24 protein-coding genes are annotated in these 18,518 nt (G+C 64.5%); 15 read left to right on the forward strand and 9 right to left on the reverse strand.

Features of this window, described 5'->3' with window-relative positions; all coding sequences use genetic code 11:
- Window positions 1–88: 88 nt before the first annotated feature.
- Both ECTPHS_RS11380 and ECTPHS_RS11385 read left to right on the forward strand, forming a co-directional pair.
- Window positions 89–802, forward strand: coding sequence for an AAA family ATPase (locus ECTPHS_RS11380; RefSeq protein WP_008932898.1), 714 nt, complete (start codon window positions 89–91; stop codon window positions 800–802).
- A complete protein-coding gene (locus ECTPHS_RS11385) occupies window positions 799–1,263 on the forward strand; it encodes a F0F1 ATP synthase subunit epsilon (protein ID WP_246828361.1) in 465 nt (154 codons plus the stop codon). Before ECTPHS_RS11380 ends, ECTPHS_RS11385 begins: the two co-directional genes overlap by 4 nt.
- On the opposite strand, the gene ECTPHS_RS11390 is transcribed toward ECTPHS_RS11385, so the two are convergent.
- From ECTPHS_RS11390 to ECTPHS_RS11410, 5 genes are all read right to left on the reverse strand, one after another.
- A complete protein-coding gene (locus ECTPHS_RS11390) occupies window positions 1,260–2,240 on the reverse strand; it encodes a succinylglutamate desuccinylase/aspartoacylase family protein (RefSeq protein WP_008932900.1) in 981 nt (326 codons plus the stop codon). The two genes, ECTPHS_RS11385 and ECTPHS_RS11390, sit on opposite strands and share 4 nt — an antisense overlap.
- Before the next feature lie 33 nt (window positions 2,241–2,273).
- The gene (locus tag ECTPHS_RS14080; protein WP_008932901.1) at window positions 2,274–2,780 is read right to left on the reverse strand and encodes a DinB family protein; all 507 of its coding nucleotides are present in this window, start codon (window positions 2,778–2,780) and stop codon (window positions 2,274–2,276) included.
- Between the two features lie 14 nt (window positions 2,781–2,794).
- Window positions 2,795–3,187 carry a DUF3775 domain-containing protein gene (locus ECTPHS_RS11400; RefSeq protein ID WP_008932902.1) on the reverse strand — a complete coding sequence of 131 codons (393 nt, stop codon included), beginning with the start codon at window positions 3,185–3,187 and terminating at the stop codon, window positions 2,795–2,797.
- 77 nt (window positions 3,188–3,264) lie between these two features.
- On the reverse strand, window positions 3,265–3,567 hold the full coding sequence (locus tag ECTPHS_RS11405; protein WP_008932903.1) for a DUF2288 domain-containing protein: 303 nt from the start codon (window positions 3,565–3,567) through the stop codon (window positions 3,265–3,267).
- A 27-nt stretch (window positions 3,568–3,594) separates the two neighbouring features.
- The gene (locus tag ECTPHS_RS11410; protein WP_008932904.1) at window positions 3,595–3,984 is read right to left on the reverse strand and encodes a co-chaperone YbbN; all 390 of its coding nucleotides are present in this window, start codon (window positions 3,982–3,984) and stop codon (window positions 3,595–3,597) included.
- A gap of 129 nt (window positions 3,985–4,113) precedes the next feature.
- Here ECTPHS_RS11410 and ECTPHS_RS11415 point away from each other — a divergent pair, with 129 nt between their 5' ends.
- Genes ECTPHS_RS11415 through ECTPHS_RS11425 form a run of 3 tightly spaced genes read left to right on the forward strand, consistent with a single transcriptional unit; the run spans window position 4,114 to window position 6,418 of the window.
- Entirely contained in the window at window positions 4,114–4,446 is a 333-nt protein-coding gene (locus ECTPHS_RS11415; RefSeq protein ID WP_008932905.1) for a PepSY domain-containing protein, read from the forward strand.
- Window positions 4,447–4,451: 5 nt separating this feature from the next.
- A complete protein-coding gene (locus ECTPHS_RS11420) occupies window positions 4,452–5,135 on the forward strand; it encodes a response regulator transcription factor (protein ID WP_008932906.1) in 684 nt (227 codons plus the stop codon).
- A complete protein-coding gene (locus ECTPHS_RS11425; RefSeq protein ID WP_008932907.1) occupies window positions 5,132–6,418 on the forward strand; it encodes an ATP-binding protein in 1,287 nt (428 codons plus the stop codon). Before ECTPHS_RS11420 ends, ECTPHS_RS11425 begins: the two co-directional genes overlap by 4 nt.
- A 37-nt stretch (window positions 6,419–6,455) precedes the next feature.
- On the opposite strand, the gene ECTPHS_RS11430 is transcribed toward ECTPHS_RS11425, so the two are convergent.
- Together ECTPHS_RS11430 and ECTPHS_RS11435 are read right to left on the reverse strand one after the other, a co-directional pair.
- The gene (locus ECTPHS_RS11430; RefSeq protein ID WP_008932908.1) at window positions 6,456–6,755 is read right to left on the reverse strand and encodes a hypothetical protein; all 300 of its coding nucleotides are present in this window, start codon (window positions 6,753–6,755) and stop codon (window positions 6,456–6,458) included.
- Between the two features lie 52 nt (window positions 6,756–6,807).
- Window positions 6,808–7,962: an alkaline phosphatase family protein gene (locus ECTPHS_RS11435; RefSeq protein WP_008932909.1), complete on the reverse strand. Its 1,155-nt coding sequence runs from the start codon at window positions 7,960–7,962 to the stop codon at window positions 6,808–6,810.
- 118 nt (window positions 7,963–8,080) lie between these two features.
- On the opposite strand from ECTPHS_RS11435, the gene greB reads away from it, so the two are divergent.
- From greB to recG, 5 genes are read left to right on the forward strand one after another with little or no spacing between them, the layout of a single operon-like run.
- On the forward strand, window positions 8,081–8,581 hold the full coding sequence (gene greB / locus ECTPHS_RS11440) for a transcription elongation factor GreB (protein WP_008932910.1): 501 nt from the start codon (window positions 8,081–8,083) through the stop codon (window positions 8,579–8,581).
- A 53-nt stretch (window positions 8,582–8,634) separates the two neighbouring features.
- Window positions 8,635–8,766: a lipoprotein gene (locus ECTPHS_RS14285; protein ID WP_008932911.1), complete on the forward strand. Its 132-nt coding sequence runs from the start codon at window positions 8,635–8,637 to the stop codon at window positions 8,764–8,766.
- A gap of 57 nt (window positions 8,767–8,823) precedes the next feature.
- A complete protein-coding gene (gene lysA, locus ECTPHS_RS11445; protein WP_008932912.1) occupies window positions 8,824–10,071 on the forward strand; it encodes a diaminopimelate decarboxylase in 1,248 nt (415 codons plus the stop codon).
- A 32-nt stretch (window positions 10,072–10,103) separates the two neighbouring features.
- Entirely contained in the window at window positions 10,104–10,487 is a 384-nt protein-coding gene (locus tag ECTPHS_RS11450) for a RidA family protein (protein ID WP_008932913.1), read from the forward strand.
- Window positions 10,484–12,643 (forward strand): ATP-dependent DNA helicase RecG, encoded by a 2,160-nt coding sequence (gene recG / locus ECTPHS_RS11455; protein WP_256364688.1) that lies wholly within the window; start codon window positions 10,484–10,486, stop codon window positions 12,641–12,643. The genes ECTPHS_RS11450 and recG overlap by 4 nt, the downstream gene beginning before the upstream one ends.
- A gap of 23 nt (window positions 12,644–12,666) precedes the next feature.
- Here the strand turns inward: recG and ECTPHS_RS15220 are convergent, their stop codons facing one another.
- Both ECTPHS_RS15220 and ECTPHS_RS15225 read right to left on the reverse strand, forming a co-directional pair.
- The gene (locus ECTPHS_RS15220) at window positions 12,667–13,029 is read right to left on the reverse strand and encodes a hypothetical protein (protein ID WP_008932915.1); all 363 of its coding nucleotides are present in this window, start codon (window positions 13,027–13,029) and stop codon (window positions 12,667–12,669) included.
- 24 nt (window positions 13,030–13,053) lie between these two features.
- Window positions 13,054–13,329: a hypothetical protein gene (locus ECTPHS_RS15225; protein ID WP_246828362.1), complete on the reverse strand. Its 276-nt coding sequence runs from the start codon at window positions 13,327–13,329 to the stop codon at window positions 13,054–13,056.
- A 236-nt stretch (window positions 13,330–13,565) separates the two neighbouring features.
- On the opposite strand from ECTPHS_RS15225, the gene ECTPHS_RS14825 reads away from it, so the two are divergent.
- The 5 genes from ECTPHS_RS14825 (at window position 13,566) to ECTPHS_RS11480 (ending at window position 18,513) form a co-directional block, all read left to right on the forward strand.
- On the forward strand, window positions 13,566–13,712 hold the full coding sequence (locus tag ECTPHS_RS14825) for a hypothetical protein (protein ID WP_008932917.1): 147 nt from the start codon (window positions 13,566–13,568) through the stop codon (window positions 13,710–13,712).
- 162 nt (window positions 13,713–13,874) lie between these two features.
- Complete coding sequence (locus ECTPHS_RS11465) at window positions 13,875–14,876, forward strand: CHAD domain-containing protein (protein WP_008932918.1); 1,002 nt, start codon at window positions 13,875–13,877, stop codon at window positions 14,874–14,876.
- A gap of 71 nt (window positions 14,877–14,947) precedes the next feature.
- Window positions 14,948–15,679: a hypothetical protein gene (locus tag ECTPHS_RS14635; RefSeq protein ID WP_141565348.1), complete on the forward strand. Its 732-nt coding sequence runs from the start codon at window positions 14,948–14,950 to the stop codon at window positions 15,677–15,679.
- A gap of 161 nt (window positions 15,680–15,840) precedes the next feature.
- A complete protein-coding gene (gene bcsA / locus ECTPHS_RS11475; RefSeq protein WP_008932920.1) occupies window positions 15,841–18,042 on the forward strand; it encodes a UDP-forming cellulose synthase catalytic subunit in 2,202 nt (733 codons plus the stop codon).
- A gap of 54 nt (window positions 18,043–18,096) precedes the next feature.
- Complete coding sequence (locus ECTPHS_RS11480) at window positions 18,097–18,513, forward strand: cellulose biosynthesis cyclic di-GMP-binding regulatory protein BcsB (RefSeq protein ID WP_008932921.1); 417 nt, start codon at window positions 18,097–18,099, stop codon at window positions 18,511–18,513.
- Window positions 18,514–18,518 lie beyond the last annotated feature (5 nt).

Below are 18,518 nucleotides of genomic sequence, written 5' to 3' on the forward strand. Positions count from 1 at the left end.
GCGCGGATGACAGGGCCGGGAGGATGGCGTTGTTCATGCCAGGCTGAGTAACATGGAAGGACATCCGGAGTCAGACTTAAGGTGCCTCATGCATCATGATGTGAATGATCTCATCCAGCGATACATCCGGTCGCAGACCTATGGCAAGGATACTTCGGGTCGGGAGGCTTCCAGGCCCATGCCCCTGGTCACCATGGCCCGTGACTACGGCGCCGGAGGGGAGGAAATTGCCGCGATACTGGCCCGTGAGCTCAAGGTATCCTATTTCGACGAGGTGTTGCTGGAGCGGCTGGCCAAGCATACCGAGCAGGACCGGGAACTGCTACGGGAACTGGATGAAAAGGTGTCGGCCTGGAAGAGCACATGGATTTACTCGGTCCTGTCCGGGGATGCCTATTTCATGACGACCTATCGCAAGGCCCTGGTGAACGTCCTGTTGGCCATCAGCGCGGAGGGCGGGGTGATCATGGGGCGGGGCGGACATGTGTTCCTGCGTGACCGGGGGGCTTTCCGGATACGGATCTGCGGCTCTCCGCTGCATTGCGCCCGGCGGGTGGCCGCCAAGGAAGGTTTGTCCGAGGACGAGGCAAGGGAGAAGGTGGAGACCATCAACCAGCAGCGCCAGCAGTTTCTCTGGAGCCTGATCCAGAGACGTACCAACGATCCGACCCAGTTCGACCTGACCATCAACACCGACAAGCTTCATGACTGGGACAAGGTTGCTGCCATGATCCTGTCGGCGATGAAGGAGGCAGGCCTTGCCCGATCCGAACACCTGTCCAGAGGGAGCAGCAGACCGTGACCGTGTCGAGAATGCCGCGTACCGGCGCCACCATGGTGCTGGATATCGTCAGTGCCGAGGAGCGGCTCTATTCCGGAGAGGTCCACCAGATCTGCATCACCGGCGCCAATGGTGAGCTGGGCATCTTTCCCCGCCACTCCGCCCTGTTGACCTCCATCCGTCCCGGTGTCGTGCGCTTCATCCCGGCCGGCTCCGACGAGGAAGACTACCTGTATGTCTCCGGAGGCATGCTGGAAGTCCAGCCCGCCGGGGTGATCGTGCTGGCGGACACGGCCATGCGCTGTGAGGACATCGATGAGGAGGCCGCCCGGGAGGCCAAGCGCCGGGCGGAAGACGTGATGCGCGACAGCGTGCTCTACACCGACCGTGACGAGGCCCACGCCGTCCTGTTGCAGGCCATGGCCCAGCTGGCGGTGGTGGAGAAGGCGCGCAAGAAGCGGGGCAAGCGTAACGGCGGTTAGACCGTGTTCATCCGTGCACTGGCTTCGGCCAGGTAGAACCACTCGTTGCCCGGCAGGGCATTGGGGTTGGGGAAGACGATGAAGCCATCCGCGGGTGCGAGCACCGGAGTTCCGTCGTGGCGCCGGCCGATCTCGTCTCCCTTGCGGATGGGGTCGAAGCTGGTCCACTGGCGGCTGAAGTGGTCTTCCGGATGGTCCCGGTCGATCACGTCCACCAACCTGAGCACCTCCGGATCCTGCCTCGGGGCGGGTGCCGGCAGACTGTCCACCAGCCGCAGATGGGCCAGGGTATTGAGGATGGCCTGGTAGGCCACCGCGGGTGCCTCCGGGGCCTCGTGCTGGCCGCATTCCAGGGTGAGGGCATAACCGCCCCGGGCGCGCATGAACTCCGTGGTGCCGATACCGTAGCTGGGGTCGGTGCTGAGCATCTGTGCGCGTAGGTCCGCATTGGGATTGCGCAGGCGCCGGGCCACGCCCCGGGCATAGGTATCCAGCCAGCCTTCGACGATGCGACGTGCCCCCAGGCGTCGGGCCAGGGCCTCCTCGGCGGCGGCGTGGGTGAAGGGCTCCAGCGCGCCCTCGTTGTCCCGGGGGCCGAGCATGACGAAGGGCTCCCCCGGGGTATGGAATGAATGCAGGTCCAGCAGCACCTCGTGCTGGGCCAGCAATGGCCCCAGGCGGTTGGCGATGCGATCCTCGAAATCCAGCGGCGTGTCGCTGATGCGGAAGTTGCGGTTGAGGTTGCGTTCCCCCATGCGCTGCCCCAGCCTGAAGGCCAGGGGATTGGTGACGGGCACGAAAGTCACCAGGCCACGGTTCAGGGTCAGCTGTCCACAGTCCAGTTCCGCCATCACCCGCTCGATGCCCCGGGTGCCGCAGGTCTCGTTGCCATGCACGGCGCCCAGCACGATGAGCCGCGCACCCGGCTCCAGGCCATGATAGGTGACGGAGCGGATCAGGGTCGGGTGGTTGGTCATGGAGGGTACCTGAAAAGGGGGGTGTGAAAGGGGTTACTCGACAATGCCGGGCATGGCACTCATGTTCAGCGGGGCCATGGACACGCCAAGCTGGGACAGCAGGACGGTCATCCGCCCCCGCTGCAGGGACTGGTGGTGGAGCATGCCGAGCAGACAATCCCCCAGCAGCAGGGTGCATTCCCGCTGGCTGCGCTCGTGGCGGAAGCTGATTTGCCGGTCCAGGTTGGGATAGGCCAGGTTCTGCACGAAATTCATGATCTCGCTGTCGGTGCGCAGGCGTTCGGTGCGCAGCAGGGCATATTCGGTATAGAGCACCTGGTCGAGGGAGCGGTACACATAGGGCTTGTTCAGCATGCGCCCCAGCCAGATCCGGTCCTGCAGCAGCATCTGGTTGAGCAGGCCGTGGATCGACCAGGCCTGCGGTCCCGGGATCTCCTGCTTGCGCTCCGTGTCCCGCAGGTCGTCACAGCATTCCAGGATCCGGCTGTTGGACCAGCGGTTGAAGCGTGCCTGCAGGCGCATGCTGTAGAGGATGTCCATGTTCAGACGGGGTCTTATTCGTCGTCCTCGCAGGAATGGCCCAGCATGGCCAGCCCTTCGGCCAGGTAGTCGGCCCCCATGGGGGTGGCCAGCAGATAGTCGGCGGTACGGGGGGTCCAGTTGTCCTTGGCCTCTTCCAGGGCGGCGTCCCATTCGTCCTCGGTATAGTCCCCGCGGCCCAGCCACATGAGGGCCACCAGATTGGCCTGCAGTTCCGGCTCCAGCTCGTCGATGGTGTTCTTGATCTCCAGGTACACCGGATTGTCCGCGTGTTCCGCCAGGGCCTCGTCGATCCAGCCGTCGTTCTGGTTGTCCGGTTCCTCGGGCAGCATCACGTCTTCCTGGGCATGGAATTCCCGGGCATGACTGATGATCCCGCAGACGAAGCGGGGGCTGAGTTGCATCATGGTTGCCTCCTCCTTCAAAGAGGTTACAAACCCTGATGATAACGGATCACGGGGGGGACCGCAGGAGGGCCGAGCCGTCAGTGGGCGGATTCCTTGACCAGCACCCAGGGCGCCACCACCACGGCCTGGAACCGGGGGCGACGGGTTTCCCAGTCGCGGGCATGCTCGATGCCGGGCTGCCGCAGGGTACCGGACCTGAGCCAGTCCTCGACGGTATCCCGGTCATCCCGGACCAGGGCCATGGCGACATCCAGTAGATCCAGGGAATCGGTGACCGCCAGCAGGGCGCCACGGGCGAAGTGGGTCTGCAGTTCGGGCCAGGTAATGACGCCCATTTCGCCTTGCAGATGGGCGCGCAGGGCTGCGGGATCTTGTTGCATGAGGAGGATTCCTGCGCCGGGGCGCGCTCAGCCGATGAAGGCGCGCACGACGTCTTCGTGACGGGTACCCATGAGCACCTTCTCGATCCGGCCGTCCCGTACCCGCATGAGGGTGGGGGTGCCCATGACCTTGAACCGCCGGGCCATGTCCGGGCGACGGCTCACGTCGATGCCGATGATGTCGGTGCGCTCGGACATGAGGGGGTCCAGAACGGCGGACACCTCCCTGCACATGCCGCAGCGGGGGCTGTGGAAGTAGAAATACAGGGTCTCGTGGGCCTTTTGCTCCTCGCTGATCAGATCGCTCAGGTCCGGGGCCGGTCGCCCCTGCATGCCTCGGGTGCGATAGACGAGGGCGAACTGTCCCAGCAGGAACAGGGTGATGAGACTGATGATGATCCAGCCGATGCTATCCATGCCCCTTTGTATACCTGATTCACGGCCTCATGACGAGGGGTTCAGGCGCCATTCAGGGGTGGGGGAGTATCAATAATCGGAAGGGTGGCGGGCCTGACCCCGTCGATAGCTACTGGTACACTCGGACCCATGCAGCGCAGCCACCGCCATCGCCATGCCCTGATCCCGACCAAAGGTTCGGGATGGTGGCTGTGCCTGGCATTGTCGCTGGCACTCCCGGCGGGTGCCGCCACCCTTGTGGAGCCGTCCCGTCCGGCCTTGCTGCTTCCGGTGCAGGAGCCGTCGGGTGAAGTGTCCCTCGATGAAGCCGTGGCCCTGGTTCAGGCCGGCATCGGGGGGCGGGTCCTGTCGGCGGAGACCCAGATCCAGAACGGTCGCCGGGTGCATCGCATCCGCATCCTCACCGACGATCAGCGGGTGCGGAACATCCTGGTGGATGCCGTCACCGGTGAGTGGCAGTAAGCCCCATGCGCGTGGTGATCATCGAGGATGAAACCGCGTTGCAGATCCGGCTCAGGGAAAGGCTGGAGCAGGAAGGCTGGATGGTGGATACCAGCGGTGACGGGCGCGACGGTCTTTATCGGTTGCTGGAGTATCCGGCCGATGCGGCGGTGGTGGACCTGGGCCTGCCCGGTCTGCCCGGCCTGGAGGTGATCCGCCAGGTGCGCGCCGAGGGACGGCGACTGCCCATCCTGATCCTGACCGCCCGCGGACAGTGGCAGGAAAAGGTGGAAGGTCTGGAGGCCGGCGCGGATGACTATCTGGTCAAGCCGTTTCACATGGAAGAGCTGATCGCCCGTCTCCGGGCACTGGCGCGGCGGGCCGCGGGGCGACCGGATGGTCGGCTTGCCTTCGGGCCGCTGGTGCTTGATACCCAGGCCCAGACCGTGACCATGGCCGGACAGCCGATCGGGCTGACCACCTTCGAATACCGTCTGCTGGAACATCTGGCCCGTCATCCCGGACAGGTGATCTCCAAGCAGAGCCTCACCGACTATCTCTACCCCCATGACGAGGACCGGGACAGCAACGTGCTGGAGGTGCTCATCGGCCGCCTGCGCCGCAAGTTGGACCCGGACGGCCGGCTCGGCCCCATCGAGACCCTGCGGGGACGGGGATATCGTCTGGCCCTGCCCCCGGATCAGGCATGAACTCCCTGACCCTGCGGGTCGGCCTGATCGCCGCCCTGGTGGTGGCGGTCTTTGCCGTCATGACCGCCCTGGCCCTGGAGCGCGCGTTCCGGGACAGTGCCGTCTATGCGGTGGAACAACGCCTGCAGGCCCAGCTGTTCCTGCTGATGGGCGTGGCCGAGGTGGACCCGGCCGGTCGGGTCAGCCTGCCGGATCGCTTGCCCGAATCCCGTCTCATGCTGCCGGACTCGGGACTCCATGCCCGCATCAGTGATGAAGCCGGCAATACGCTGTGGCGGTCCCCCTCGGCCCTGGGAACCCATTATGGACTGCAACCGGACGAGCGCGCCTTCATGGCCCGCATGACCGTGGATTGGGAAACCCTCGGTGGGGTGGTGCCTCTGACCTTCACCCTGAGCGAGGACCGTTCCGGTCTGGAGGCTCAACTGCGTACCTACCGGCGCAGCCTGTGGGGCTGGCTGGCGGTGCTGGCGGTGTTGCTGCTGGCGGCCCAGTCCCTGGCCCTGTATCTGGGCCTGATTCCGCTGCGGCGGGTGGCACGTGAGCTGCGCGCCATGGAGCAGGGACAGCAATCCGCCCTGACCGGTCGCTATCCGGTGGAACTCAAGGCCCTGACCGATAACCTCAATGCCCTGTTGCGACAGGAGCGTGCCCAGCTGGCCCGGTATCGCGACGGCCTGGCGGATCTGGCCCATAGCCTCAAGACACCGCTGGCGGTCCTGCGGGGCAGTCTGGAATCCCGTCGTGATGAAGACCGCCGGCAGGATCTTGAACAACTGGAACGCATGGACCGGATCGTCGCCTATCAGCTACAGCGGGCGGCCACCGCCGGTCACCGGGCCCTGGCCGCGCCCATGGCGGTGGCACCGTTGGTGCAACGTCTGGGCCGGACCCTGGACAAGGTCTACCCGGACAAGGGGGTGGTCCTGTTCGATGAGGTCTCCGCCGACAGTCGTTTCCGCGGCAACGAGGGGGATCTGATGGAACTGCTGGGCAACCTCATGGACAACGCCTGGAAATACGGCCGCGGTCGGGTCGGGGTGGCGTCGGCGATGGAAGGGCGCTGGCTGGTGCTGAAGGTGGAGGATGATGGCCCGGGCATCCCGGCGGATCGGGTCCCGGTCATCCTGGCCCGGGGCGGCCGGCTGGACGAGGCGGTGCCGGGCCAGGGGATCGGTCTGGCGGTGGTGAACGAGATCGTCAGTGCCTATGAGGGGCGTCTGACCGTCGGGACGTCGGAGGCCCTGGGGGGCGCCCGGGTGGAGATCCGGCTACCGGGATGATCATGCCCCTCTCCGGGGAGAGGGGCATGCGGCATCTTCAGGCCCTGCCCACGTTTACGTCCGTGGGGGAATGGAAATAATCACTGTCCCGGGCGTACTCTTCCAGGTCCTTGAGCAGGACCGCAAGGCGCTCCTCGGCCGTGCTGATGGTGGCGCACTGCTCGCAGCGGGGGTCGCCGCAGGGCTGGCGGGTATAGAGCCAGTAATGGACCGCGCCCGCCAGCAGGCCGTCGGCAATCTCCCACAGGTCGGCCTGGGGATCGGCGTCGCTCAGACGATTGGCCAGTTCCACGGTCTGGCTGGCGGCGCTGTCGAACAGGGTGTGGGCTTCTGACATGGCGGTGTCCTGTTCCAGTGGGTGACCGGCAATGATAGCACGGACCCCCGGTTCAGCAGACCGTCACCACCAGCGGGATTTCCAGTTCCTCGGGCGCCAGGCCCCCGTGCACTCCCTTCATGTCGAAAGGTTTTTCCGTCAGCAACCGGTCCGAGACGATCCAGCCCGGTTGCATCAGCAGGGCATAGTCCCCGATCCGCGCGGACAGCTCGGGGTGGGGCGTGCCCGGGCCGAACCAGCCTTCTTCCAGTAGTTCCGTGCTGGGGCGCAGGGTGCAGGCATGCCCCAGCCGTTCCCGGACCAGGCGTTCGAACCGCTCATGCCGGCCGTGCCGCACATAGGCCCAGGCCACCCGCGGCTCACCGCATAGGGGCAGGGTCAGGCAGTCGGCGATCTCGGGATGGTCCGCCAGTATCAGTCGGTGTTCCACCGCCGTCATGCCATGGTCGGCGGTGATGATCAGCAGGGTGTCGGTCCCCGCCAGGCGGGCGGCCAGATTTGCCAGGGCCCGGTCGACCTCTTCCAGGTGCTTGCGGGTCTGGGGGGAGTCGGGGCCGTGGTAATGGCCCAGGCTGTCCAGTTCCGACCAGTAGGCGTAGACATACCGGCTACCGTGCCGGCCCTTCACCGCTTGTTCCACCCGGTTCACCATGTCTTGCAGACCGCTGAAGGGCAGTAGCCGGGCCCGGCCCTTGCGGGCCTTGTTGAAGGGGGTATTGGCGATCTTGTTGGGGGCCACCATGGTGCTGGAGACCGGGATGCGGTTGAAGGTGACGTCATGGCCCAGCCACTGCAGGACATCCAGGCCTTCCACCCGGTCATACCCGGTACCGCCGTAGCGGGGTTTGCCGGGCAGCACCGCCAGCACCGCCCCCAGTTCGCGAAAGTGTATATGCCAGCCGGTGAGGCCATGTTGGGCGGGGGCATCGCCGGTGATGAAGGTGGTGATCCCGGTGGCCGTGGTGGTGGGAAAGACGGCATGGATGCCGGCGCGGCGATGCCCGTTGAGGAACGGGGCGGGGCGGGTCCGAAGAAACCCGTCACCCAGTCCATCCACCACCACCAGGACCACATGGCGATGGCGGCCCACTTCCTCGGGGGGCAGGGCACGCAGGGGACCGTGACAGGAGGGCGTGCCCCCCAGGCCGCCGATCAGGGAGGTCATCAGATTGGCCAGGCAATGACCCTGGTAGTCGGGTGTCTGCATGGTGTTGTCCCGGATGGATATCGACTGATGGTAGACAGAGGGTGGACTGCCACGCAAATCCCCGTACCCGTCAAGGCGTTGTATGCTGTAAGGCTGTTTACGACGGATCTTCGAACCCATGAGCCGCTGGCGCCCACCCGCACCCCGATCCTCGCCCCATATCACGCCCCAGGGCTATGCCGCCCTGGATACGGAGCTGTCCGGCCTGTGGATTCGCCGGGCCGATGTCACCCGCCATCTGGCCGCCGCCGCCGCGGAAGGCGACCGCTCGGAAAACGCGGAATATATCTACCGTAAGAAGGAATTGCGGGAGATTGATCGGCGGATCCGTTATCTGCAGAAGCGCCTGCCCGGCCTCAAGGTGGTGCGGGAGCCGCCAGCCGACCGGGGCAAGGTCTATTTCGGTGCCTGGGTGACGTTGCTGGACGAGTCGGACCGGGAGGTGGAATACCGTATCGTGGGTGCCGACGAGTTCGATCCGGACCGGCGCTGGATCAGTCTGGATTCGCCCGTGGCCCGCGCCCTGCTCGGCAAGGCCCTGGATGACGAGGTCAAGGTGCAGACCCCGGCGGGAGAGCAGTATTACGAGATCGTGAAGATCCGCTATGAAGCCGGGTGATCCCGCCCGGTGCTATCATGCGGGTTGCCTGTGCAAAGATTGAGGAACCCCCCATGCGCTTTTGCTGGTCCAACCTGATGCTGATCGGCGTGGTCGTGGTACTGGGCACCGCCAGCATGCTGGCCAGTTGCGGCCAGAAAGGCGACCTCTACCTGCCCCAGGAAGAGCGTCGCGCGGCGGACTGAGACCGCGTTTCCGACCTTGTTCCATTCCATGTCGCGTCGCGACGGACATACACCTCCATGGATCATTTCAACTATCACGACGGGGTCCTGCATGCCGAGGACCTGAGCCTGGAAGAGCTGGCGCAGCGTCACGGAACGCCGCTTTACGTCTATTCCCGGGCCACCCTGGAGCGTCACTGGCACGCGTTTGATCGCGCCCTGGGGGATCATCCTCATCTGGTGTGCTATGCGGTGAAGGCCAATTCCAGTCTGGCGGTACTCAACCTGCTGGCCCGGCTCGGGTCCGGGTTCGACATCGTCTCCGTCGGCGAACTGGAGCGGGTGGTGCGGGCCGGCGGTGATCCGGGCAAGGTGGTCTTCTCCGGCGTGGGCAAGCGGACCGACGAGATGCGCCGTGCCCTGGAACTGGGCATCCGCTGCTTCAACGTGGAATCGGCGGCGGAACTGGAGCGCCTCAATGCCGAGGCCGGTGCCCTGGGGGTGACGGCGCCGGTGTCCCTACGGGTCAATCCGGACGTGGATGCCCAGACCCATCCCTACATCTCCACCGGGCTGAAGGAAAACAAGTTCGGCGTGGACGTGGCCGATGCCCTGGATCTCTATCGGCGGGCCGCGGCACTGCCGCACCTGAATATCATCGGCATCGACTGCCACATCGGTTCCCAGCTCACCCGCCTGGAACCCTTCGTGGACGCCTTGCACCGGGTCCTGCACCTGGCCCGGACCCTGGAGGACGAGGGCATCCGGCTCCATCATCTGGATCTGGGGGGCGGGCTGGGAATCCGTTACCGGGACGAGCATCCGCCCCTGCCCGAAGCGTATGCCCGGGCCATGCTGGAGGTGCTGCGGGAGACCCATTACGAGATCCTGGTGGAACCCGGACGGGCCATCGCCGGCAATGCCGGGGTGCTGCTCACCCGGGTGGAATACCTCAAGCCCACCCGCCATAAGAATTTTGCCATCGTGGACGCGGCCATGAACGATCTCATCCGGCCCTCCCTCTACAACGCGTGGATGGACATCGTGCCGGTGCGTCCCCGGGGCGGCGAGGGCATCCCCTATGACGTGGTGGGTCCGGTCTGCGAAACCGGGGATTTCCTGGGCAAGGAGCGAACCCTCGACCTGGCCGCCGGAGACCTGCTGGCGGTGCGGTCCGCCGGGGCCTACGGTTTCACCATGAGCTCCAACTACAACACCCGTCCCCGGCCCGCGGAGGTGATGGTGGACGGGGACCGGGACTGGCTGATCCATCGCCGCCAGACCCTGGACGAACTCCTGGCCGGGGAAACGCTGCTGCCCGGCTGATCCTCCACATCGACGACCAGAAGGAATCTCCCATGTCCCGTGAAATCATCGCCACCGACAAGGCTCCGCAGGCCATCGGCACCTACTCTCAGGCCGTGAGGGTGGGGTCCACCGTCTACCTGTCCGGCCAGATCCCCCTGGTGCCCGAGACCATGGACATGGTGGAAGGCCCCATCGAGGCCCAGATCCGCCGGGTGTTCGACAATCTGCAGGCCGTGGCCGAAGCCGCCGGCGGCACCCTGGACGACGTGGTCAAGCTCAATGTCTTCCTCACCGACCTGACCCATTTCCCCACCGTGAACCAGGTCATGGCCGAATACTTCCACGAGCCCTATCCGGCCCGTGCCGCCATCGGCGTTGCCAGCCTGCCCAAGGACGCCCAGGTGGAGATGGACGGGATCATGGATCTGTCCTGACGGATCCGGCGGCCCCTCCTCCAGGGGGGGAGGGGCCATCATGGCCAGGGACATGGCATCATCGGGAAAGGAATCAAGCGGATAGCGTCATGACCGAACCCGTCACCACTCTCAAGGGCGTCGGCCCGAAACAGGCGGCCCGGCTGGAAAAGCTGGGCATCCATACCCTGACCGACCTGCTGTTCCATCTGCCCCTGCGTTACCAGGACCGTACCCGGGTCCTGCCCGTTGCCGGTCTGCGCCCCGGAGACGAGGCGGTGGTGGAAGGGGAGATCGCCCTCGCCGAGGTTCAGTCCCGCGGTCGGCGCATGCTGATCCTGCGCCTGGCCGACGGCACCGGCGCCCTCAATCTGCGGTTTTTCCATTTTTCCGCCGCCCAGCAGCACAACCTGGTGCGCGGGGTGCGGTTGCGCTGCTTTGGCGAAGTGCGCGGCGGCCGGCAGGGACTGGAGATGGTGCACCCGGAGTATCGGGTCATGCAGGACGAGGACGCCGCCGCCCCGGTGGAGGATTGTCTCACTCCCGTCTATCCCACCACGGAAGGGCTGCATCAGATCAGTCTGCGCCGTCTCACCGACGAGGCCCTGGCCCGCCTGGAACACCTGCCGGACTGGCTGCCGCCGGGGGTACTGGATCCCGCCGGCCTGCCGGATCTGGAATCGGCCCTGCGCACCGTGCATCGGCCGCCGCCGGACGTCTCCGTGGCGGCACTGCTGGCGGGCCGTCACCCCGCCCAGCGACGTCTGGCCTTCGAGGAACTGGTGGCCCATCACCTGAGCCTGTACCGCCTGCGCACCCGCACCACCGCCCGGCCCGCCCCGGTGATACGGGTGGATGGCAATCTGCTCGGTCGTCTGCGCCGGTCCCTGCCGTTTGCCCTGACCGGTGCCCAGGACCGGGTGATCCGGGAACTGGAACGGGACATGGCGCGGCCCAGTCCCATGCTGCGTCTGGTCCAGGGGGACGTGGGTTCGGGCAAGACCCTGGTGGCGGTGGCCGCCTGCCTGCACGCGGTGGAGGCCGGTCATCAGGCCGCGGTGATGGCGCCCACGGAGATCCTGGCGGAACAGCATCACCACAACTTTCGCGCCCTGCTGGGGCCATTGGACATTCCGGTGGCCTGGTTTTCCGGCAGACAGGGGGTGCGCGCCCGTCGGGAGTCCCTGGCGGCGCTGGCCGAGGGTACCGCCCGGGTGGCGGTGGGCACCCACGCCCTGTTCCAGGACGAGGTGAGCTTCGAGGACCTGGCCCTGGTGATCGTGGACGAACAGCACCGATTCGGTGTGCATCAGCGCATGGCCCTGCGGGAGAAGGGTGCCCGGGACGGCCGTCTGCCCCATCAGCTGATCATGACCGCCACCCCGATTCCCCGCACCCTGGCCATGACCGCCTACGCCGACCTGGACTATTCGGTCATTGATGAGTTGCCGCCGGGGCGTACCCCGGTGAAGACCGTGGCGGTGAGCGATGCCCGTCGGGCGGAGGTGGTGGAACGCATCCACCATGCCATCGGCCAGGGGCGTCAGGCCTACTGGGTCTGCACCCTGATCGAGGAATCCGAGGCCCTCCAGGCCCAGGCGGCCGAGGACACCTATGCTCAGCTGCAGGAGGCCCTGACCGGGGTCCGGGTCGGGCTGGTACACGGGCGCATGAAGCCCCGGGAGAAGGAGGCGGTGATGGCCGCCTTCAAGGCCGGCGAGCTGCAACTGCTGGTGGCCACCACGGTGATCGAGGTGGGGGTGGACGTGCCCAATGCGTCCCTCATGATCATCGAGAACGCGGAGCGTCTGGGCCTGGCCCAGCTGCATCAGTTACGGGGCCGGGTGGGACGGGGCACAGCGGAGAGTGCCTGCGTGCTGCTCTACCATCCTCCCCTGTCCGATACCGCCCAGCGCCGCCTGGAGGCCCTGAGGGCCACCACCGACGGGTTCGAGATTGCCCGCATCGACCTGGAGTTGCGGGGGCCGGGGGAGGTGCTGGGCACCCGGCAGACGGGGATGATGCAGTTTCGCATTGCCGAGATCGTGCGGGATCAGGATCTGCTGGATACGGTGAAGGCGGCGGCGACCCGGCTGATGCGGGACCATCCGGATCATGTGGAGCCGCTGATCCGGCGCTGGCTGAGCGGGGCGGAGGAATACGGTCGCGTGGGTTGAGGCGATCCCACGCGACCGTTGGCTCAGAATCGGTAGGACACGCCCAGGCTCAGGACGGGCCAGTATTTCACGTCCTTGAGTTCGTCCTTGAGGCTGTCTTCTTCACGCTTGAGGTCGTCGTTGAAGGCGTCTTCCAAGGCTGGATCACTGACCTGCCCCCTCAACCGTACATCCGGCGATCCTGTGAACATCACCCCGGCATCCATGGCGAAGGACCAGCGGCTGCCGCGGATGGCGTTGCCGTAGCCGATCCCCACATAGGGGGCAAAGGAACGCCAGTCGATGGTGGCGTCGAGGCTGGCGTCATAAGTGTTATCACCGATGTCCAGGCTGCCGTCCGCCTTCCCCTTGAGTTCGTTGCCGTTGTGATAGGCCCCGGCGCTCACCCGGAAATTGCCGCCGAAGGGATGCTAGTCCGCCAGCAGGGCCGCGCTGCGCAGTTTCAGGTCACCGTCGTAGTCGATGCCTTCCTCTTCGAAGTCCTTGCTGTAGTCAAAGCCGTACAGGCCGGCTCGCAGGTTCACCCGCTCGCTCAGCCCGACCGTGCCTTCCAGGCCCAGGCCGGTAGTCCCCACCTTGGCCGCCATCCCGAAGCGGGAGTCGGCCGCAGCCGTCGTGCCGGCGGCGAGCAGTGCCATGGCCAGGGTGCCGGCCAGGATGGGACGGGACATTCCTTGGTTGTGCATGTGTTTCCCCCAAATCTCTTTTTGACTGTGTGGATGCATGGAACGAATCGGTGCAAAAGGACACCAAATCCCTTCAGAACGGATCCTGATGTTCAGTGGATCTTTCCTGTCCTGCAGTGTAGTGCCCTCGGACCCGGTGGGGGCGGCATTCGTCGGTGATATGCGTCCGTCGGTTCCGCTGGCCCGCCGTTTCGTGGTCAATGCCTTCACAAGATCCAATAAGGAGACTCAGATTCATGCAGTTCAACAGCCAGACCCTGCTTTTCGGCGGTACCACCCCCGCTTCCGCCCTCGCCGATGCGGGCATGACGGTGCTGCGGGTGGTGGCATTCCTGTTTGCCGGGGCCGGACGTTACAGTGTGGACAGCGTGTTTCGGCGGTAACCAATAGTGAGGCCTGCCCGTTCGCGGGCAGGCCCCTTCCAGGTCAATCCATGTCTCAGGAACAGTCCGTGCCTTGTGAGGGATTGCCGCCGGGTTCATTGAAATGTCATCTATATGGGCGTTAATGGCGGCGCTTGTTGACCATTAGATGAACGGTGATTCATGAAAGAAAGCCTGGCGACCCAGCCCGCGGCCCGTGTGGTGCGTGATCTGGCCCGAAACTATCTCGATCAGGCGGCCCAGGCCGCCCATCGGCTGTCAGATCCGCAGGATACGGAAGCCCTACATGATTTTCGGGTCGCCCTGCGGCGCTTGCGCAGCCTGCTGGCCGCCCACAAGACCTTCGTCAAGACCTGGCTGCCGAAAAAACTGCGCCGCCGGGTGAAGGAACTGGCCGCCGGGACGGGCCTGGCCCGGGACACGGAAGTACAGATTGCCTGGATGAAACAGCAGCACGGCCAGGTGAAATCCCACCAGCGGCCCGGCTATCAGTGGATGATGGCCCGCCTGGAACTGCGGCTGCGGGAAGAGTATCAGGATCTGCACGACGCCCTGCCCGATGCCTTCCGGCGCCTGAACAAGCGCATACAGGGGCGACTGGATCTGATTCGGGATGATGACAGCCCGCCCTTCGGTACCGTCACCGCCGCCCGGCTGCTGGAGTCCGCGGAGGACTTCCGCCACCAGCTGCAGCGTGTGGTCGGGGATGACGGTGAAGCGGACGAGGCCGTGCATCAGGCCCGTATTGCGGGCAAGCGCCTGCGCTACCTGCTGGAGCCGGTGGCGGCGGAACTGGAAGGAGGCAAGGAGCTGGTCCGCGAACTCAAGGACATGCAGAACCTGATGGGGGAGATCCATGACATTCAGGTTTTTTCCCAGGAGCTGGGTCAGGCCTCCGAGGAGGCCGGGGCCGAGCGGCTGCGACGACTGATTGACCTTTCACTCACGCTGAGTCCCGACCATCCGGACGTGGAAGCCGCACGCCGCCAGGATGAGAGGGCCGGGCTCATGAGCCTGGCCCGGGATCTCCATGATCGTCATGAGCACCTGATGTCCCGGTTGCGCGCGAAGCTCACGGAAGGGGAGGGCGCCCGTTTTCTGGAGCACCTGGCCGCCGGCGTGGCCCGGTTGCAGCAGGTCGGTACCGACCCTGCCGTGGACTGATCCGCCACGGGGAAAGGTTCATGGCTGCGAGTCCCTCACCTGCCCAGTTCTGTGCCGAGGTGCCGTGATCGATGCCGGTCGGCTTTCTGGCACAGAAGCAGTGCGATGGCTTTGGCTCTTCTGTTGGACAGACCTTTCCGAATGCATGTGCCGGTATCGATCGTGGATTTTGGTTTCTTTCCAGGCTTTGCCTCGCGTCATTGGATTTCCTGTCCTTCTTATCCCTTATCCTTTATCCTTCATACATCCCTTATCCTTTATATTTCGTTCTTGGACTCAAGATGTTGTGCGCCCCGGCAACATGGAGAGACGATATTTCAGTGTTCAAGCGCTCTCCTGTATTGTTCGATACCCCCACCGCCACTGTCCCCGAGGCCGATGCCCGGACGCGAAGGTATGCTTGCACCGGGCTCAGTGGTGAATCACAGGGGGTACCGGCTGTCCCCGACAATGCGGAGATCGCCCTCAGTCTCAGGCAGGTGCTGGCGCTCAATACCCGTCAACTGCGGGCTCGTCGCGTGCGGGTGCTCGGATATGGCGTGTCGGTGACCGTGTTTGCTTACCTTGCGTTCTGTTTCGTCGCCGGCTTGTTTCTCCCCCCACTCATAACGGCAGTGCTTGTCGTCCTGAGCCTGGGTGGATTTGCGATGGGTTGTGTTGGTTTTGTCCAGACAAGGCGGCTCGCTGCCGAACGGCATACGGTCGTCCGGAAACTCTACGCCCGAGGACTGCGGGTCAAGGGGCGCAGCGTGGTGACCAACACCCCGCACCCAACCACCTTGGCGGTGTGCCGCCGCTCTTGATCTGAGCAGGTTGCTGTGTTAGAGCAGCGCGCCCGATCTGGTCGACGTCCTTCGTGCGCACTGAGTGGGCGCGTGAGTCGATCCCGCCGGCCGCCAACGACAAGTTGGTTTAAACCAGACACCCTTGAGGCCGCGGGCCGAGTCTTCCCGTTTTGACCAATATGACCGATAAAGCCCTTCTCGTGCCCTTGTTCGCAGGACTTGCCATCCTTGCAGTGGCGCTGGTTCTGCCCATGGACGCGACGGCGCAACTCGCCATCATCATACCTTTGCTGGTGCTGCTCACCTATGCGCGGGTCGAGGCGGATGCAAAGAGTGCCGCCGCCGACGTGTTCCGCGTTGTGGTGCTGGTCGTGGGCGGGTTCATCACCCTGCGCTACCTGAGTTGGCGGGCGGGATACACCCTGTACGGCAGCGATCTGTTCAGCCTGGTTGCGGTGTGCCTGTTGTTTGGTGCCGAGTTGTACTCCGCGTGCATCCATTTTCTGGGTGGGTTCATCAACGTGTCGCGCATCCGCCGGCCGTTGCTGAGTGTGGACGATTTGCCGCCCGGAACCCAGCTGCCGACTGTAGACGTGATGATTCCGTCCTACAACGAAGATCCCGAACTGCTCGAGGTGACGCTTCGTGCCGCCCGTCAGATGCGTTACCCGGCCGACCGCTTTACCGTCTATCTGCTCGATGACGGCGGCACCGATCAGCATATCGCGCACAGTGATCCAGCCATCGCCAGTGCGGCCAGGCAGCGTCGTGCCGATCTCCAGGCCCTGTGTGCACGCCTGGGTGTGACCTACTTGACCCGGTCATGCAACGAGCGGGCCAAGGCGGGCAACCTTAATCACGCACTTGGACACAGCCGGGGTGAACTCATTGTCGTGCTCGATGCCGACCACGTGCCCACGGTCGAGTTTCTCGACCGAACGGTACCGTGGTTCGTGCGCCATGATGACGTGTTTCTGGTGCAGACGCCCCACTTTATGGTCAATCCGGACCCTGTCGACCGCAACATATTGCAGGGTTTCTCGCGCATGCCGTCCGAGAACGACATGTTCTACCGCGATATACAGCGCGGACTTGACTTCTGGGGGGCGTCGTTCTTTTGCGGCTCAGCCGCGATGCTGCGCCGCAAACACCTCGAGGAGGTCGGCGGACTGTGTGGCGACACCGTCACCGAGGATGCCGAAACCGCGTTCGAACTGCATAGCCGAGGCTACCGTTCGATCTATATCGACCGCCCGATGGTCGCTGGTCTGGCGCCGGAAACCTTTACCGCTTTCGTCACCCAGCGCATGCGTTGGGCGCAGGGCATGGTGCAGATCCTGGTGCTAAAACGACCGTTCATGTCGCCCGGTCTGACCTTGCCGCAGCGTCTGGGCTATCTCAGCTCGATTATGTTCTGGCTGTTCCCGTTTTCGCGCATCATCTTTCTAGTTGCGCCACTTGCCTACCTGATTCTTGGCATGGATATCTATAATGCGTCGATCATGCAGATTCTCGCCTATACCGTGCCGCATGTTATCGCCATCTACATAATCGCCGACATGTTGTATGGCCGCAAACGCTGGCCGCTGATATCGGAGTTGTACGAGGTCATGCAGTGCCTGTTCTCCGCGGTGGCGATCTTCAAAGTGCTGCTCAACCCGCGCAAACCGGCTTTCATGGTAACGCCCAAGGGTGAAACCCTGGACGAAGAAGCGATCTCGCCGTTGGCGTGGCCGTTCTACGTACTGTTCGTGCTGACCTTGGTCGGCTTTGCGTTTGGCGCCTACCGCCTTGCGGCTTATCCGTTGACGCGCGAGATGACCATCGTCGTACTGTTGTGGAACACATTCAACTTCGTGACCCTGCTCGGCGCCATTGGCGCGCTACTGGAGCGTCGCCAGCGTCGTGCATCACCACGCATGCCAGTGGTCGAAGCAGCAATGATCGAAGGCGCTAGCGCGGTGCCTGTGCCCTGCGAGATCAAGGACTTGTCCGCCACCGGCGCGCGACTCAAGCTTGCAGCCGATGCGACCACCGGGCCCGAGCCCGGCGAGGAACTTTTGCTCAGTGCCTACTCGCATGCACTCGACCGACAGATCACGCTGCCCATCCGTATCTGCAGCCGATCCGAGCAGCATGGCGTGGAGCTGGGCGTGCAGTTCGAAAACATGAACCCGCAGCAGGCCGACGAGGCGGTGGCCTTTTCGTACGGCGACAGCGCACGCTGGGTGTATTTCCAGGAGCGCCGCTCGCGCCCGATCAGCTTCTTCCAGGGGCTGGCGATGACGCTTTCCCTGATTTGGCGTCCCTTCTTCCTGCACTTGCAGGCGATGATGCCGCGACGCTCGGCGCATTCAGTATCCGACAGGGTGCGGTCGTGACATCCTGCGTACCGTGCGACGAACTCATTTTGCCGACTCTTGGGTAACACAACCATGAAACCGCTACTTGCTCCGCTCACTGTCTGCCTGATCAGGTGCCTGGCACTACTTATCTTGCTGACTGCACCTGTCCAGGCGCAGGGCCTTGAGCGCGATTCGATCCGCCTGTCTTCGTTCACCCCGCAAGCAGGTCCGGTCAGGCTCACCGACGTCACCTCGGCGGTCGATCTGTTCATTCCGGTGTCCGATCTGGTGACGATGCATGATGCGCGCGTCGAGTTGCGCTTCGTTCATTCGATAGCGCTTCTCGCAGAGCGCTCGTTCCTGCTGGTACGCATGAACGACATCACTATCGCCCAGATTTCGGTTGACCCGTTGCAGCCGCGCGGCACTGCGCGTTTCATGATTCCGGACGACCTGTGGCAGTCTGGTTTTAACCGTTTGTCGATCGGCGTCATCCAGCACTATTAACCCGG

The organism is Ectothiorhodospira sp. PHS-1 (genome assembly GCF_000225005.1).
In the GTDB taxonomy this organism is placed as follows: Bacteria; Pseudomonadota; Gammaproteobacteria; order Ectothiorhodospirales; family Ectothiorhodospiraceae; genus Ectothiorhodospira.

Excerpts from the sequence above, each read along its gene's own strand:
- ECTPHS_RS11380 (WP_008932898.1), top strand. The coding sequence starts at position 89 with ATGCATCATGATGTGAATGATCTCATCCAGCGATACATCCGGTCGCAG.
- greB (WP_008932910.1), top strand. The coding sequence starts at position 8,081 with ATGAGCCGCTGGCGCCCACCCGCACCCCGATCCTCGCCCCATATCACG.
- ECTPHS_RS11400 (WP_008932902.1), bottom strand. The coding sequence starts at position 3,187 with ATGATGCAACTCAGCCCCCGCTTCGTCTGCGGGATCATCAGTCATGCC.
- ECTPHS_RS11390 (WP_008932900.1), bottom strand. The coding sequence starts at position 2,240 with ATGACCAACCACCCGACCCTGATCCGCTCCGTCACCTATCATGGCCTG.
- ECTPHS_RS14285 (WP_008932911.1), top strand. The coding sequence starts at position 8,635 with ATGCGCTTTTGCTGGTCCAACCTGATGCTGATCGGCGTGGTCGTGGTA.
- ECTPHS_RS11410 (WP_008932904.1), bottom strand. The coding sequence starts at position 3,984 with ATGGATAGCATCGGCTGGATCATCATCAGTCTCATCACCCTGTTCCTG.
- ECTPHS_RS11420 (WP_008932906.1), top strand. The coding sequence starts at position 4,452 with ATGCGCGTGGTGATCATCGAGGATGAAACCGCGTTGCAGATCCGGCTC.
- ECTPHS_RS11430 (WP_008932908.1), bottom strand. The coding sequence starts at position 6,755 with ATGTCAGAAGCCCACACCCTGTTCGACAGCGCCGCCAGCCAGACCGTG.
- lysA (WP_008932912.1), top strand. The coding sequence starts at position 8,824 with ATGGATCATTTCAACTATCACGACGGGGTCCTGCATGCCGAGGACCTG.
- ECTPHS_RS11405 (WP_008932903.1), bottom strand. The coding sequence starts at position 3,567 with ATGCAACAAGATCCCGCAGCCCTGCGCGCCCATCTGCAAGGCGAAATG.
- ECTPHS_RS11480 (WP_008932921.1), top strand. The coding sequence starts at position 18,097 with ATGAAACCGCTACTTGCTCCGCTCACTGTCTGCCTGATCAGGTGCCTG.
- ECTPHS_RS11465 (WP_008932918.1), top strand. The coding sequence starts at position 13,875 with ATGAAAGAAAGCCTGGCGACCCAGCCCGCGGCCCGTGTGGTGCGTGAT.
- bcsA (WP_008932920.1), top strand. The coding sequence starts at position 15,841 with ATGACCGATAAAGCCCTTCTCGTGCCCTTGTTCGCAGGACTTGCCATC.
- ECTPHS_RS11450 (WP_008932913.1), top strand. The coding sequence starts at position 10,104 with ATGTCCCGTGAAATCATCGCCACCGACAAGGCTCCGCAGGCCATCGGC.
- ECTPHS_RS14825 (WP_008932917.1), top strand. The coding sequence starts at position 13,566 with ATGCAGTTCAACAGCCAGACCCTGCTTTTCGGCGGTACCACCCCCGCT.
- ECTPHS_RS11425 (WP_008932907.1), top strand. The coding sequence starts at position 5,132 with ATGAACTCCCTGACCCTGCGGGTCGGCCTGATCGCCGCCCTGGTGGTG.
- ECTPHS_RS11435 (WP_008932909.1), bottom strand. The coding sequence starts at position 7,962 with ATGCAGACACCCGACTACCAGGGTCATTGCCTGGCCAATCTGATGACC.
- ECTPHS_RS11415 (WP_008932905.1), top strand. The coding sequence starts at position 4,114 with ATGCAGCGCAGCCACCGCCATCGCCATGCCCTGATCCCGACCAAAGGT.
- ECTPHS_RS14635 (WP_141565348.1), top strand. The coding sequence starts at position 14,948 with ATGCCGGTCGGCTTTCTGGCACAGAAGCAGTGCGATGGCTTTGGCTCT.
- ECTPHS_RS14080 (WP_008932901.1), bottom strand. The coding sequence starts at position 2,780 with ATGGACATCCTCTACAGCATGCGCCTGCAGGCACGCTTCAACCGCTGG.
- ECTPHS_RS15225 (WP_246828362.1), bottom strand. The coding sequence starts at position 13,329 with ATGCACAACCAAGGAATGTCCCGTCCCATCCTGGCCGGCACCCTGGCC.